The sequence below is a fragment of the Helicobacter didelphidarum genome, from assembly GCF_003364195.1.
GTDB classification, from domain to species: Bacteria; Campylobacterota; Campylobacteria; order Campylobacterales; family Helicobacteraceae; genus Helicobacter_A; species Helicobacter_A didelphidarum.
Genome location: NZ_NXLQ01000004.1, coordinates 70,059 through 84,078, shown reverse-complemented (window position 1 = coordinate 84,078; position 14,020 = coordinate 70,059). Strand labels below are relative to the sequence as shown.

Here is a 14,020-nt window from a genome sequence, read left to right as displayed (position 1 = left end):
GTTTTGTTTTTCTATAACAAGTTAAAATCACAAACATACTAAAGATTCTATGATACACTCTATAATAATTTCTTCGCAAATTATTATTAATCTTATGAAAGGAGATACAATGCCTAAGATGAAAACAAATCGTGGTGCTGCAAAACGTTTTAAGATAAAGAAAAATGCAGTTAAAAGAGGTAGTGCATTTAAAAACCATATTTTAACAAAAAAATCACCAAAACGTAAAGCGGGATTAAATGCACCACACTATGTGCATGACACAAACTTAGATTCGGTTAAAAGTTTGTTGTGCATGAGTTAAAATAGTATTTTTCAATAGCTTATTAAAATTATTGAAAATCGTCCCCTTACTTATCATTTACTATGATAAAGGGAAAGTTTAAACGAGAGTTTGCACCTAAAAATATTCAAGATTTTTAGGTAAAGTTACAGGAGATATGATATGAGAGTCAAAACAGGTATTGTTAGAAGAAGAAGGCACAAAAAAATTTTAAAACTTGCAAGAGGTTTTTATAGTGGTCGCAGGAAGCATTTTAGAAAAGCCAAAGAACAATTAGAGAGAAGTTTATGTTATGCATTCCGCGATAGAAAGCAAAAGAAAAGAGATTTCCGAAAACTTTGGATTGTTCGTATAAATGCTGCTTGTAGATTACATGGATTAAGCTATTCAAAATTTATGAATGGTTTAAAAAAGGCAAATATACAGCTTGATAGGAAAATTCTTGCAGATATGGCGTATAGCAACCCCAATGTCTTTGCTAGTTTAATAGCAAAGATTAAGGGGTAGAGGCTATCTTGAAGTTTTGATTTAGATAAGTTTTCTTATTTAAATGAATCGTAATAATATATTCTCTTATGCTATTGATGATTGGAATTTCCAATATAAGATATTATGAAATTTAAAGTTTCATAATATCTTCTTTCCATAGCACTAAAATATTTATACTTCAAATAAAGTCAAATGTGATAAAATATCACCCCAGCAATATATAAAGTAAATATTTTATAGATACTTGAAATCTATAATTTCTAAATTTTACAAAAAATCTCGGAATAATGCTTAATAAACTTAGGATTTTAAATCAGAATGTATGAAATAATCTATAAATACAATAGTTTTACATTTCCAACAATTCTTACTTAAAAATTAGGTTAAAAATTTTGTTTGAATATAAAAATGTAAATATTTCCATAAGGTTAGGTATTATATCATTCTATTTTTTTCATAAAGGAATCTTTAATGAAGGGTAATAATATAAAAGTTATGGAGGTTTATTATGTCGCTTGAACACTCCTATAAAGATGATGATGTCAAAACAAAACGACCTCATAATAAAACTTTAAGAAATGGTAAAAACGAAAAAGATTTTGATGATAAAAAATCAAGAGAGATCTCAAAACGCACACATACACCGGTAAATGGCTATAAAGTGGAGGAATTGCGTAGTGTTTCGATAGATAAACTTCTTCAAATTGCAAAAGGGCTTGGAATTCAAAATCCTCAAGAATTTTTACGCCAAGAATTGATTTTTGAGATTCTTAAAAATCAAGTAAGCCAAGGTGGTTTTATCCTTATTTCAGGGATATTAGAAATTGCAAATGATGGTTATGGATTTCTACGCTCAATTGATGAAAAATTTTCTAATACGCAACATGATACTTATGTTTCTCAAAGTCAGATTCAAAGGTTTGCACTACGTAATGGAGATATTATAACAGGGCAAGTAAGACCACCAAAAGATCAAGAGAGATATTATGCGCTTCTCAAGATTGAAGCGGTAAATTATCTTAGTTTAGAGGAAATAAAAAACCGCCCATTATTTGAGAATCTTACCCCACTTTTTCCCGCAGAACAACTTAAGCTTGAGTATAACAGTCAAAAAATTACAGGTAGGATGCTGGATTTATTCAGTCCAATAGGGAAAGGACAACGTGCTCTTATTGTTGCTCCTCCACGTACAGGTAAAACAGAATTAATGAAAGAATTGGCACATGGTATAAGTTCGAATCACCCAGAGGTTGAACTTATGGTATTGTTGATTGATGAACGACCAGAAGAAGTAACAGATATGGAGAGAAGTGTAAAGGGGCAAGTTTTTGCAAGCACCTTTGATTTACCATCAACTAATCATATTCGCGTAGCTGAGCTTGTTTTAGAGAGAGCAAAACGTCGTATTGAGGTAGGTAAAGATGTTGTTATTTTGCTTGATTCGATTACGCGACTCGCTCGTGCGTATAATGCTACAACACCATCAAGTGGCAAAGTATTAAGCGGTGGTGTCGATGCCAATGCACTTCATAAACCGAAAAGATTTTTTGGAGCAGCAAGGAATATTGAACATGGAGGGAGTCTAACAATTATTGCAACAGCACTAATAGAAACTGGATCGCGTATGGACGAAGTGATTTTTGAGGAGTTTAAAGGCACAGGAAATGCTGAAATTGTTTTGGCAAGAAATATTGCTGACAGGAGAATTTATCCTGCATTTGATATTCTTAAGTCTGGAACGAGAAAAGATGATTTGTTGCTTGGTGAAGAAAGACTCACAAAAGTATGGATGCTAAGAAATGTAATTAGTCAAATGGATGATATTGAAGCATTAAATTTCTTATATTCTAAAATTAAAAATACAAAAAATAATGATGAGTTTTTACTTGGAATGAATGAAGCTTAAAAGATTGTTTATTTCATAAATTCCAAAGAATACCATATTAAGAGGTTTTGATAAGACTTTATGTAGAAACACTTTTCAATTATTCTAATTTTGCAAGAACTATTTTAAGCTCTTTAACCAGGTAATTTTACTTCAATGTTTTAATGTATTTTCTAATTCTAAACTCATTTCGATTGTATCACCTGGTGGTGCTGGAAAGATGCGTTGTTCCATAGATTTAAGAAAGCTAAACACAGAGCTATTATATTCCCCATACGGAGATTGGCGAATCATATGAACATAGTTAAGTTTTCCATGAGAATCTATACGAATACGCACTTTTGCACTTGTTGTGGCTTGATAGAATTTTGAGCTTTTTCTCCATTCTGTCATGAGAATTTTTTCAATTTGTGCATACCATTCATCATATTTTACTTTATCTTTTGAATTACCCATAAATTTTGGTTTCTCAAGATTGACTTTTGTTGCTATCGCTTGTTTTACATTTTGTTGGAGATTCTGTGTTGCTTGTTGCAATGCCTTTGTGCTTTGTCCAATAGCAGCTACATTTTGAGCAAGCTTTTCTGCTCTTTCTTTTTGTGCATCTTCTAATTGTTTTTTACGCAATTTAATCTCTTCTTGACGTTGGATCTCTTCTCGTACTTTTTTATGTTGTAAGGTTTCATCAGAAACATTCGCAAACATATCAGCAAGATTGACTTCAGCTGGTTTTGGTGTAGAATCTTGCGAGGAATTTTCTGATTTTTGCTGCGATTGTGTCGGGGTTATTGAATCTTGTTTTTGTGTTTGTGGGATAATTAAATCTTGTTGCAGAGGCGTTTTGATTTGTTCTTGTATTTGTTCCGATGGCGTTGTTGATTCTATAATTTCTGCTATCTCAATACCATCAGCAATTTCTGCAATAAATTCGGAATCTGGCATTTCACCATAACGAATATGTTCTTTATAAAATTGGAATCCGCCAAGAAGTAATAAAAGCAATAGAATGTAAATAATAAATGCTCCACATGCACTTAAGAAATGTAGTGAAAAATTATTGTTATGGATAATAATATCTTGCTTCATTGTGTTCCTAATGATACTTTAGTGAATCCTGCTTTTTTTAGCTCTGCAAAGATAGGAACAACTTCACCATAGAAAAGATTTTTATCAGCATAAATATAGACTGATTTTGTTTTATCATAACGATTTGCACGCAAAGAAAAATTCTCTTTAAAATCTTGATAGTTAAATACATCTTTGTCAATATAAATCTGCTTATTTTTATCAATACGCACACTCATAATAGGGTTTAATTCTGCTTTTTTGCTCTTTGATCCATCAGGAAGATTAATATCTTCCCGATAAGTAATTGCTGGTGTCGTTACCATGAGAATAGCGAGTAATACGAGCATAATATCTACTAAAGGTGTAATGTTTAACTCTGGTTTATCGTCAATTTCTAAATCATCCATTTGCTTTACCACCCCATACAGCATTATTGTTGGTTTCTTGAATAAATGTATTTTTTGTTTGTTGGAATCCATTTGCTTGATGGTTATCTATCGTAGAAACTGCAATATCAATTTGTGCTTGCAGACATACTGCAAGGACAGAAATTTTTCTCTTCAAAATGAGGTAAAATGAATATGCTGGAATCGCACATAGAATCCCCCATGCAGTAGCTACAAGGGCTTTTGATATGATAGGAGCAATGACTTCAAATGTTGCTTGTCCTTGCGATCCTAAATGAGCAAATGCTTCTAATATTTCTGATACTGTTCCAAACAGACCTATAAAAGGAGCAGTTGAACTTACTATACTAAGGAATGTAAGACCACCACTTGCAACTTTTAGAATCTGTGCTTTCCATACATTCAGCATTTCCTTTGAGAGAATATTGTGCCCTTTTGAACGTGCAAATATTGCACTTTGAGGAATACTAATATCGCGTGAAAGCAATAAATCTAAAGAATAAGATTCTCTATCCTGCAATCCCTTGATTACAAACCACTTATAGATGAATATCCATAAGGTTGCAATCACATAAAGTGAAAGCCAAAGAATTACAAGCAGCGTTATTAAACCACTTGATTCAAAAAAACTAAGCACTGCTACCATTCTAATCCTTTAAATTATTTTACAAAACCTATATTGTATCATAAATTTGTGATTTCATATTTATATTATATTATAAGCTATGATTAAATGCCTGATTTTAACTATATTTCACAATATTTTGATTAATAGGCAATTATTCTTTTGTAGATTTTATTTATCTGGATTTTGTTTTGTATAACAACAAATTTGGTTGTTGGTGAATGTAAGATTAATTGTCTTAAAATGTTAATTTGCATCCGCAAGATTGCGAAAATTTTTAAGCCATATAAACATTAATATAGACTTAATATTATAGATATTATTGTAATAATTAGGCAGGTGTATTTTATCGCAGTTTAATTATTTTTGTTGCAGTATAACTTTTAAAAAAGCTTGAGGATAAAGTTTGTACTCTAAAATATGTATGCGATTGCTAAAAGATTCTAAACTTTCATTGTGGATTTTTTGAATCTTTTCTTGCATAATGAGTGTGCCAGAATCTAATTCTTCACTTACATAATGAATGCTCACACCACCAAAATCATTTGTATCATAAAAACTCTCCTCTATCCCATTTGCACCTTTATGTAATGGTAAATAGCTTGGATGGATATTGAGAATTGTCATATTTGACAAAGATTCAAAAAATTTCTTACCAAGAATCCGCATAAAACCAGCAAATAAAACATAATTGACTTGGTGATTTTTATTGAGGTTTGATAAATGTTGTGCTAATTCATAATCAAAATCTTCCCGTGTTTTTGCTTTTGATTCTATAACATAAGTTGGAATATGTAAATTTTTTGCTCGAATAAGTCCATAAGCAGAACTTTTATTGCTAATAACCTGAAAAACATTGATTATGGGGTCATTTTTTACTAAGTCTTTATAATTATTATTCGCATTAATTATAATATTTTGCATATTTTGTCGTTCAGAAAGAACTTCTCTTCCAAAAGCTTCTCGATAAGGCAACTCATGATTGCTTTGACTAGAATCTATATCATTCAATGTTTTATTGTTTTGTAATTTTATTCCATTTGTATGTAAGGCTTGTGAGAGTGTTTTATTATGGAGTGTCTGAATAAGGTTTTCCATATTCGTTCCATTTCCGCTAATTAAAATTGCTATATTGATATATTGTTGCATATATTGTTGCTTGTTATTGATTTGAAAACCATTCTGGTTTTTGAGTCTGAATTATTTTAATAATCTCAATAATATGTTGTGCATTATATGGTGTGTTTTCATTTTGTGATTCTAAAATTTGCATATAGTATTGCAAAGCATCTTGCAATCTCTCTTTTTTTAAATTTATAAAATGAAAAATTACTTCAAACATATCGAGAATTTCTAATTCAAGTTCTTGAATTTCCTCAAGAAGATCTTGAATTTGTGTGTTAGTGCTAACAGTTTGATATGATGGAGATGATGTATGATTGTATTGTTGAGATTGTTTGGATTCTAAAGATATGCTCTGATTCTTGTTGGACTTGGAGATTTTTTTATTGTGATGATTAGATTGTTTATTGTTTTTATATTCCATAAAAATGCTCCTGTTATATATTGAGAGAATTTTACCAATAAATTTTATATTATAGCAAATTTTCAGTTACATTATATTTTATTCTTTATATAAATTCTAAATGTTTTTTGTATAGAAGTCTGTAATGACTTACATAAATTTTGAACAGAATTTGAGATAATACCATCGTATCTGTTGTTATAAGAAATAAAAGCCTCTCGAATAAAATTCTCAATAAACAATTAAATTATTCAAGTATTTATGTATAAAAGTTAATTAAAAAAATATTTTTTGCTATAATTAAGCCATTTTTACGCTTTCTTATAGTGATTTTAGCAATGCAATGTTAAGGATTAATTTTAGCACTTTTAGATTCAAAAATAAAAGAATATTTATTTCGAAATAATTAGAGAGGTTATAATGATCGTCAATATAGTTTTTACCATAATCATGTTAGCATTAGCAGTATGGGATATGAAAAGTTTTAATGGTAAAGAACATAAAGATTTTAAGTCCCTCATAATGAGTATCGGTATTCTTGGAACTTTTGTTGGAATTTTTATTGGACTATTGGGGTTTGATACACATAATCTTTTAGAATCTGTGCCTACACTTTTAGATGGATTAAAAACTGCATTTTATACCTCTATTGTTGGCATGGGTTTGGCTATTGCTATTAGTATTTACCAAAAAGGAAAAGGAAAAATAGCAGAAGAAAGCGAATTAAAGTTTATTGCTACCCAGGCATATAAGTTTGATGAATTACTTCATTTGCGTGAAATATCAAGTCTTACAAATATCATGAGAGATATTCTAAGTGAAATTTCAAGGAAAAGTAATTTTGAAACTGATTTAAAGGGAATGTTAAAAGACATTGATAATTCCCTACATAAAGCATTAGAAACACTTGCAAGTGGAGCAAGTAAAGAATTAATTAAAGCATTAGAAATTGTTATTAGTGACTTTAATACAAATCTAAAAGAGCAATTTGGAGAAAATTTTAAACAACTTAATGAAGCAACAAAAAATATGCTGACATGGCAAGACAACTATAAGGAACAGATAGAATCCCATACACATTCTTTACGAGAAATGCAAAAAAGCCTCCACCACGCACAAGAGTGTATGAATGAAGCCACACAAGCTATCTTGGCAAATAAGATAAGTTTAGAAGAGATTCAGCATTATCATGAGTTAAATCATACCATCCAGGAAAGACTCATTCAAGCATTACATGCACTTGGGAATCTTGAGGCAAGTTTTGAGGAGAAATTAAAAACTATTAGTATGCTCAAAGATTCTAGCATTGAGGCACTACAAACTTCAAAAGATTTTATTCTCTCTATTCAAGAATCAAAAAATAATCTTGAGGAATATTTTGAACATCATAAGGAAAAATTTTTAACATTTTTCAATCAGAATATGGAGCAGTTAAATCATGTTGCTTATGTATTGAAAACTCAACATGCTGAAGCTTTAAGTTTTATGCAAGATTCTCATAAAGAGTTTAAAAGCACTCTAGTTGAAGCAAATACTGAAGTTCTAAAATCTTTTAAACATGCTAGTCAAACCTCAAATGATCTTGCCCATACTATTAATAATGATTTAAAAGAGAAATCAAATGCACTTCTTTTACTCAATGAGTCCTTTAAAACAAATGCTGATACTATTTTAGAAAAGCTAGGAGAAAGTAGTAATAAAAGTCTTGAATATGCACACAATATGCATGAATCTATGTGTAATCTTTATGATGATAAATTTAATATTTTAAATCGCAATATTTCTACAACAACAGATGTTTTACGAGGAACACTCAAAGAACATGCAAATGCGTTGCAAGATTTTACAAAAGATTCTCTTAATAGTATCCAAAATACATTTGAGGAACGAGATAAAAGGTTGCAAGATTCTTTGCAAATTACACATACGACAATCCTAGAGAATATGAATGATTTATATCAGAGTTTCCAAGATAAAGTGCTTGAAAATTATATTGCTTTGCAAGAAAAAATATTGGAGTCTTCACAAAATACTCAAAAAAGCATTCATGATAACACACAGCGATTTATTGAAGCAAATAAATCTTACATTAATGAAAATATTACAATGCTTGAAAATCTCCATAAAGTAGCCCTTGAAAAAATTGAAACTACGAATAAGCAGACTATGCAAGAAACAATTCAGAACCTTCATACCTTACAATCAAGTTATAAAGAACAATTAGAATCAAATATCCAAACACTTAATGCTAATCTATTAGAGCAAGTAGAAATCTTACATAAAAATACTAATGAGACCTTTGGTTTATTAGAGGAAAAACTACAAACACAACATAATAAGATGACAGATTCTGTAAATGAAGTTATGAAAACTTCAAGTCAATATTTTATACAAACTTCTGATGATTTCAATGAACTCTTGAAGGGACAATATAAGAAAATGAATTCTACATTTGATAGACATACTCAAGAGCTAGGAGAGTTTCTCAGCACACAAACACAGAATCTTACGCAGAATCTTGAAACACAAAATGCAAATCTCAAAGATATTTTTAGCACACAAACAGAACAGCTTGGAAAAGATTTGGTAGCAAAAGGTAATGCACTTCACGAATTTTTGCAGACACAAACCACCTGTCTTGATACAAATCTTCAACAAATGTTAAGTAAATTTAATAAAATGCTTGAACACAATTATATTAATTTTTCTGATATGCTTGAAAAAGAAAATAACCTAATGGTAAAAAGTCTTGATTCGCAAGCAATGAATATTTCTAATAATCTTTTGCAAACACATAAAAAATTTGATGAGTTTTTACACATAACGCATGAAAAACTTGCGAATAATGCAGATTCTACCTTAGAGAAATTGCAACAAAATTCCCTTTCTCTTTCAAAGACTTTAACACTTGTGGGAGATGAGGCAAGAAATAATCTTCATGCACTCATTCAAGCGCTTACAAGAGTTCATGAAGATAATCAGAAAAATTATCATCAAAATTTGCAACAGAGTCTCGCACTAAATACTACAATTATGGAGGACATACAAGCAAAAAGTAAAGAGTTTTATCAAGATATGAATGTAAATCTTGAATCATTTGTGCAACACTTTAGCAATGCAAGTAGTCAAATTAATGTAAATTGTGCCAATATAACGAAAGATTTACAAGTATTACAGGAAAATAATCAAGCAACTAATCAAAATCTTCTAAAAAATACACAGGAATTTAGCCAAAGATTCTATAACCATTTGGAAACAACTTTTGCAGATTTTTATAATAATCTCAATATAAATTTTGGTCAAGTTCTTCAAAAAAATACTGATTTATTGGGTAATATGGAACAAAAAATTATTCATTTTGATTCTATTCTTATAAATTTTGAAAAAAATTCTAAGGGGAATTTTGAAGCATTAAATAATAATTTTAAAAATCTTTGTGTGCAGTATGTTAAGCTTATGCAAGCAAGTATGCAGGCAAATATAAAAAATCAGAATATTGCTGCCCAAGAAATTAATAAAGCCATTCTTTCAATAAAAGAAAATGTTCATGTGCTCACAGATTCTAGTAATAAACTCTTTAATACACAGGAACAAGCATTTAATGTTGTTGTGCAACATTTTAAAACAAATACAGAAATGCTTGTTGCTGAAAGTGCGAAATTACATAATAGCTTAGGAGCAAATCTCGAGAATCTTGATACTAAAATGGAAAAAATGACACAAAGCTTTGCAAATAATTATGAGTGGTTTTTGAAACGAGTGAGGGAACTTATGGGGGCATGACATATCTTAAAATAATATAAATAAAGAATGTATAGAGAGATTACAAAATATTATTAATTCTAAATTATACAGAAAATAGCATAATTATAAACAAGTTTAGCTATTTTTGATCATAATGTGTTATCAGCCATATGAGAATATTTTGCTTTTAATAAGTTGCAATCGAGGAGAAATTATGGAAGAAAAATCAAGTCATTGGATTACAATATCAGATATGATGTCTGGAATCATGATGATTTTTATGATGATTGCGATAGCATTTATGGTTACAATAGAAAATGATAAAAAACAACTTGAGCAACAAAATGATAAAATGCGTGATTTAGCTAAAAACTATTCTAATCTCCAGCAAGAACTTTACAAAGATTTAATGAAAGAATTTGGCAAAGATTTAATGAAATGGAATGCATTTATTGATGAAGATACAACTATTAGATTCCAAAAACAAGATATTTTGTTTGATGTTGGACAAAAGAGAGTAAAAGAGAGATTCCAACACATTTTAAATGATTTTTTTCCACGCTATATTAAGATTCTCTACAGTGAAAAATATCGTGATTTTATTGAAGATATACGCATTGAAGGGCATACATCTCAAGATTGGGAAGGTGCACAATCATTGGAGAGACGTTATTTAGGGAATGCAGAATTAAGCCAAGAGAGGGCGTTTCAGGTGTTAAAATATTGTTTTTCGTTACCGAGTATCGCTGATAAACAAGAATGGCTCATAACACTTTTGAGGGCGAATGGAGTGAGTTTTGCAAAACCTTTAGCGACCGATGAGCTTTCTCGTCGTGTTGAATTTCAAGCAAGCTTTAAAGCAAATGAACAGATTCAGAAAATTCTTGAAGCAGCAAGTAATAAAAAATGAAGTAATGTATGAAAAATCAAAGGGTAGGGTAGATAAAAAGTTTTTGATAAAGTTGTTATTTTCAATTTTTATTTTATAGTATCACTTTGTATTGGAATGCGTATTTCAAAAAATTTCCCATCAGTATTATTCGCACTTAATTCTCCACCATGTGCATGTGCGATTTGCTGACTTAAAGCAAGTCCTAAACCATGCCCCTTGAGTTTTGTGGTTTTAAATGCTTCAAAGAGAGAATGAATATCCTCAATATCTTTTCCATTGTCATAAATTCTGCAGATAATAGAGTTATTCTCGTTAAAAAAGCAAATTTTAATGTTGCCAACCTCGCATTCCCCCTCTTCAATCGCATCTATTGCGTTACAAAGTATATTATGCAAAGCAATTTCATAGAGGGAAAAATCAACATGTAAATTTGTTTTATATTGTAAATCAAATGTAAAAATAATTTCTTTTGTGTAACCATATTCATTAATTACTTGTTCAAGACTCTGTTTGCATTCTTCAATGCTATGAGATTGCTTGTTTGCCTGCACACCTTTTGAAAATAATAGAGTGCTTTTAATAATTCGTTCAACACGCCAAATCGATTTTTTCATTTCATCAACAATTTCCATGCTTTTCTCATCTACTCTTTTACTTAAAACACCTGCAAGCAGGGAGAGAGAACCAATAGGATTGCGTATTTCGTGAGCTAAATGTGCACTTACTTGTCCCATATTTGCTAATCTTTCTTGACGCTTTTGTTCAGTAATATTTGTTGCGGTAATAATCTGTTTATGAGAAACCTTAGAACTCTGTATTAGGTAAATATTATTATCAATTTTGACTTCTAGTTCAGAGAGTGAAGTTAAATCGACATTAGATATGCCATGCAAACTACTGGCTTTTTTATTCTGGTAAAATAAACTACCGTTATCATTAAAAACAATGACGGCTTGAGGAATCATTTCTAATACAGACTCTATAAGAACTTTGAAGTCTTTAAACTCTTTTTCAATTTTATAGCTTTGTAAAATTAATTCATGCAGGAGATTCAAAAGAGATTGTGTATCTCCTAATTCAAAAGTGTTCTGCAAATTTTGTGGATTGTAATCTTCAAGCAAAATAGCGTTTTTTGTGAGCTTTTGCTCTTGGTAGTTTTGCTGTTTCTTGATTTCTTTAGCTTTCTTGCGAATCTTTTTCATATATTATTTACTCCCTCTTTTTAGTAATACATATTCAACTATCATTACTCAAGAGGTATTCTAAATTGGAATCCTTGCCTATCAATAAGAAAGTTCATTGTGCCACCATATTCAACAAGTTCTTCATATTCTTTAATATATTCTCTTTTTGGTTTTTTGGATTTGATGCTAGTGTCAGCATCATACATATCATAAATTGTTCTCATGCTTTGTGTGCCAGAATCACGCAAGATACCATCACCGCTAAATGCATGTAAATCATTTGTTTTAGAATTATCTTGAAGAGTAGGAATCTTTCCACGTGTACTCATTTCTCCATTAATAAATTCATCCATATTTTCAGACATCTTGCGATAAAAACTATTTTTACGATCTTGTGTTGAATCTTTGCTCTGGAATTGCTCAAGAATATCTTTTGGTGATGGTTTTGTATTTTTGATTTTTTGTTCAGCCCTCTTTTGTTCTAAGAAATCCACCTGATTGCCTTGAATTCTTGTAAAAAGTTCTCGAAAAAGCATATTTTTTTCAAGCATATTGCTTGGTTTAAATTGTCTCATATCAACATTATTAATATATAAGATTCTATCACCTTTTTTAAGTTTAGAAAATGCACCTTGACTTGGAACACGTTCTACAATAAAATCATTAGAAATTCCAATATTAAAACGTTCTAAAAAGCTATCTGTGAGCAACATACCCCCATATCTTCTTCCAACTTTTACATGTAGATTTTTAATATCTTCTCCGCGTCGAATCTTAATATTTGTTATGCTATTAAGTTCTAAATTCGCGATAATCCATTCCAAATCCCCCCAATTTTTTGGGGCAATATCATTAATAGAAATAAGCACATCTCCTCTTTTAAAGGGATTGTTGGGAAAAAATGGGTCAGCGAACTGCACACCAAAAGTTGCACTTTCTTCATCTAAGATTTGAAATCTTACTCCAATATCACCATAATATGGTTTTTCTTGAGTTAAAAACCTATCAATATATTTTTTTTCAATGAAACCATGTCCCCCAACACCTAAACCATAAATTTTATAGCAAATATTGCTAATAACCCCATTTTTTTGTGTCGGTGCTGAAAATTCTGCATATTGTAAAAAACTTTGCTGATGTGTCTGAAATCTCCCAGCAACAGCACCTTTTATGCCTGTGCTTGCAAGTTCTTTACTTAAAGCATATTCATCAATATCTGACATCTCATAAGAATATTTAGAACTTACATTTCCACTAATAAGAAAAAGTCCAGTAAATGGATCGTATTTAACAAGATTTTTGACTTTTGGACGAATGGGATTATATCCAATAATTGCACCATTTTTAAGCTTAATAGCATAAAGGTTATTCCCTAGATTCACACTTGCTTGTTTATAGTATGAGGCACAATGGCTATAATCAATTTTCTCATTGATATTATCAGTGCCAAAAAGATCTATGACTTCTTGTTCACTGCTTTGCAAGATACCATCTTTTTCGCGCACTTGCACTTCTTTTGAGTTGATAATATTCTCTTCTGGTTCTTTGATTTGAGAGGGTATCTTTTTTGCGTTTAGATTATTGAATTCATTTTCTAATTCATTTGCGTGTGTAACATTTCCCATTATTATTGATAAAAAACCAACAAAAAGGATAGAGCAATAAAGATAATTTTTAATTTTTGTAGCTATAAAGAAGCCTAAAACTATGAATATATTTGAATATGTTTGTATTGGATTTTTGCAATCTAAAGAATCTGACATTAGTATTTCAGGTTCTATATTTTTTTTACAATCTTTTTTTTGCCATAATATCTTAAGCTTACAAGGTTTCAATAAAGAGTTGAAACCTATTTTTTCATCATATAAATATCGAGTATAATATCGCACTTTTTGCATTATATTTTCTCTAAACATAT

The 14,020-nt window shown here is 30.2% G+C and carries 12 protein-coding genes; 5 read left to right on the top strand and 7 right to left on the bottom strand.

Annotated features, from left to right (window positions below; translation table 11 throughout):
* Window positions 1-109: 109 nt before the first annotated feature.
* The 3 genes from rpmI (at window position 110) to rho (ending at window position 2,678) form a co-directional block, all read left to right on the top strand.
* Complete coding sequence (gene rpmI / locus CQA53_RS03640; RefSeq protein WP_115542663.1) at window positions 110-304, top strand: 50S ribosomal protein L35; 195 nt, start codon at window positions 110-112, stop codon at window positions 302-304.
* A gap of 141 nt (window positions 305-445) precedes the next feature.
* On the top strand, window positions 446-790 hold the full coding sequence (gene rplT / locus CQA53_RS03635) for a 50S ribosomal protein L20 (RefSeq protein WP_115542662.1): 345 nt from the start codon (window positions 446-448) through the stop codon (window positions 788-790).
* A 490-nt stretch (window positions 791-1,280) separates the two neighbouring features.
* Window positions 1,281-2,678 carry a transcription termination factor Rho gene (gene rho, locus CQA53_RS03630; protein WP_115542661.1) on the top strand — a complete coding sequence of 466 codons (1,398 nt, stop codon included), beginning with the start codon at window positions 1,281-1,283 and terminating at the stop codon, window positions 2,676-2,678.
* 132 nt (window positions 2,679-2,810) lie between these two features.
* On the opposite strand, the gene CQA53_RS03625 is transcribed toward rho, so the two are convergent.
* The 5 genes from CQA53_RS03625 to CQA53_RS13225 form a co-directional block, all read right to left on the bottom strand.
* Window positions 2,811-3,743 carry a TonB C-terminal domain-containing protein gene (locus CQA53_RS03625; protein WP_115542660.1) on the bottom strand — a complete coding sequence of 311 codons (933 nt, stop codon included), beginning with the start codon at window positions 3,741-3,743 and terminating at the stop codon, window positions 2,811-2,813.
* A complete protein-coding gene (locus CQA53_RS03620; RefSeq protein ID WP_115542659.1) occupies window positions 3,740-4,132 on the bottom strand; it encodes an ExbD/TolR family protein in 393 nt (130 codons plus the stop codon). The genes CQA53_RS03625 and CQA53_RS03620 overlap by 4 nt, the downstream gene beginning before the upstream one ends.
* Window positions 4,125-4,778: a MotA/TolQ/ExbB proton channel family protein gene (locus CQA53_RS03615; protein ID WP_115542658.1), complete on the bottom strand. Its 654-nt coding sequence runs from the start codon at window positions 4,776-4,778 to the stop codon at window positions 4,125-4,127. The genes CQA53_RS03620 and CQA53_RS03615 overlap by 8 nt, the downstream gene beginning before the upstream one ends.
* A gap of 339 nt (window positions 4,779-5,117) precedes the next feature.
* Window positions 5,118-5,906 carry a formyltransferase family protein gene (locus CQA53_RS03610; RefSeq protein WP_115542657.1) on the bottom strand — a complete coding sequence of 263 codons (789 nt, stop codon included), beginning with the start codon at window positions 5,904-5,906 and terminating at the stop codon, window positions 5,118-5,120.
* A gap of 13 nt (window positions 5,907-5,919) precedes the next feature.
* Entirely contained in the window at window positions 5,920-6,303 is a 384-nt protein-coding gene (locus tag CQA53_RS13225) for a hypothetical protein (RefSeq protein WP_245945618.1), read from the bottom strand.
* Window positions 6,304-6,702: 399 nt separating this feature from the next.
* Here CQA53_RS13225 and CQA53_RS03600 point away from each other — a divergent pair, with 399 nt between their 5' ends.
* Entirely contained in the window at window positions 6,703-10,065 is a 3,363-nt protein-coding gene (locus CQA53_RS03600; RefSeq protein ID WP_115542656.1) for a hypothetical protein, read from the top strand.
* A 175-nt stretch (window positions 10,066-10,240) separates the two neighbouring features.
* Complete coding sequence (locus CQA53_RS03595; RefSeq protein ID WP_115542655.1) at window positions 10,241-10,936, top strand: OmpA family protein; 696 nt, start codon at window positions 10,241-10,243, stop codon at window positions 10,934-10,936.
* Between the two features lie 68 nt (window positions 10,937-11,004).
* Here the strand turns inward: CQA53_RS03595 and CQA53_RS03590 are convergent, their stop codons facing one another.
* Window positions 11,005-12,120, bottom strand: coding sequence for a sensor histidine kinase (locus CQA53_RS03590; protein WP_115542654.1), 1,116 nt, complete (start codon window positions 12,118-12,120; stop codon window positions 11,005-11,007).
* 44 nt (window positions 12,121-12,164) lie between these two features.
* A complete protein-coding gene (locus tag CQA53_RS03585; protein ID WP_245945615.1) occupies window positions 12,165-14,000 on the bottom strand; it encodes a DUF7488 domain-containing protein in 1,836 nt (611 codons plus the stop codon).
* Window positions 14,001-14,020 lie beyond the last annotated feature (20 nt).

Bases quoted from the DNA above. Each gene is read 5' to 3' on its own strand.
- rpmI (WP_115542663.1), top strand. From the start codon at position 110: ATGCCTAAGATGAAAACAAATCGTGGTGCTGCAAAACGTTTTAAGATA.
- rplT (WP_115542662.1), top strand. From the start codon at position 446: ATGAGAGTCAAAACAGGTATTGTTAGAAGAAGAAGGCACAAAAAAATT.
- rho (WP_115542661.1), top strand. From the start codon at position 1,281: ATGTCGCTTGAACACTCCTATAAAGATGATGATGTCAAAACAAAACGA.
- CQA53_RS03625 (WP_115542660.1), bottom strand. From the start codon at position 3,743: ATGAAGCAAGATATTATTATCCATAACAATAATTTTTCACTACATTTC.
- CQA53_RS03620 (WP_115542659.1), bottom strand. From the start codon at position 4,132: ATGGATGATTTAGAAATTGACGATAAACCAGAGTTAAACATTACACCT.
- CQA53_RS03615 (WP_115542658.1), bottom strand. From the start codon at position 4,778: ATGGTAGCAGTGCTTAGTTTTTTTGAATCAAGTGGTTTAATAACGCTG.
- CQA53_RS03610 (WP_115542657.1), bottom strand. From the start codon at position 5,906: ATGCAACAATATATCAATATAGCAATTTTAATTAGCGGAAATGGAACG.
- CQA53_RS13225 (WP_245945618.1), bottom strand. From the start codon at position 6,303: ATGGAATATAAAAACAATAAACAATCTAATCATCACAATAAAAAAATC.
- CQA53_RS03600 (WP_115542656.1), top strand. From the start codon at position 6,703: ATGATCGTCAATATAGTTTTTACCATAATCATGTTAGCATTAGCAGTA.
- CQA53_RS03595 (WP_115542655.1), top strand. From the start codon at position 10,241: ATGGAAGAAAAATCAAGTCATTGGATTACAATATCAGATATGATGTCT.
- CQA53_RS03590 (WP_115542654.1), bottom strand. From the start codon at position 12,120: ATGAAAAAGATTCGCAAGAAAGCTAAAGAAATCAAGAAACAGCAAAAC.
- CQA53_RS03585 (WP_245945615.1), bottom strand. From the start codon at position 14,000: ATGCAAAAAGTGCGATATTATACTCGATATTTATATGATGAAAAAATA.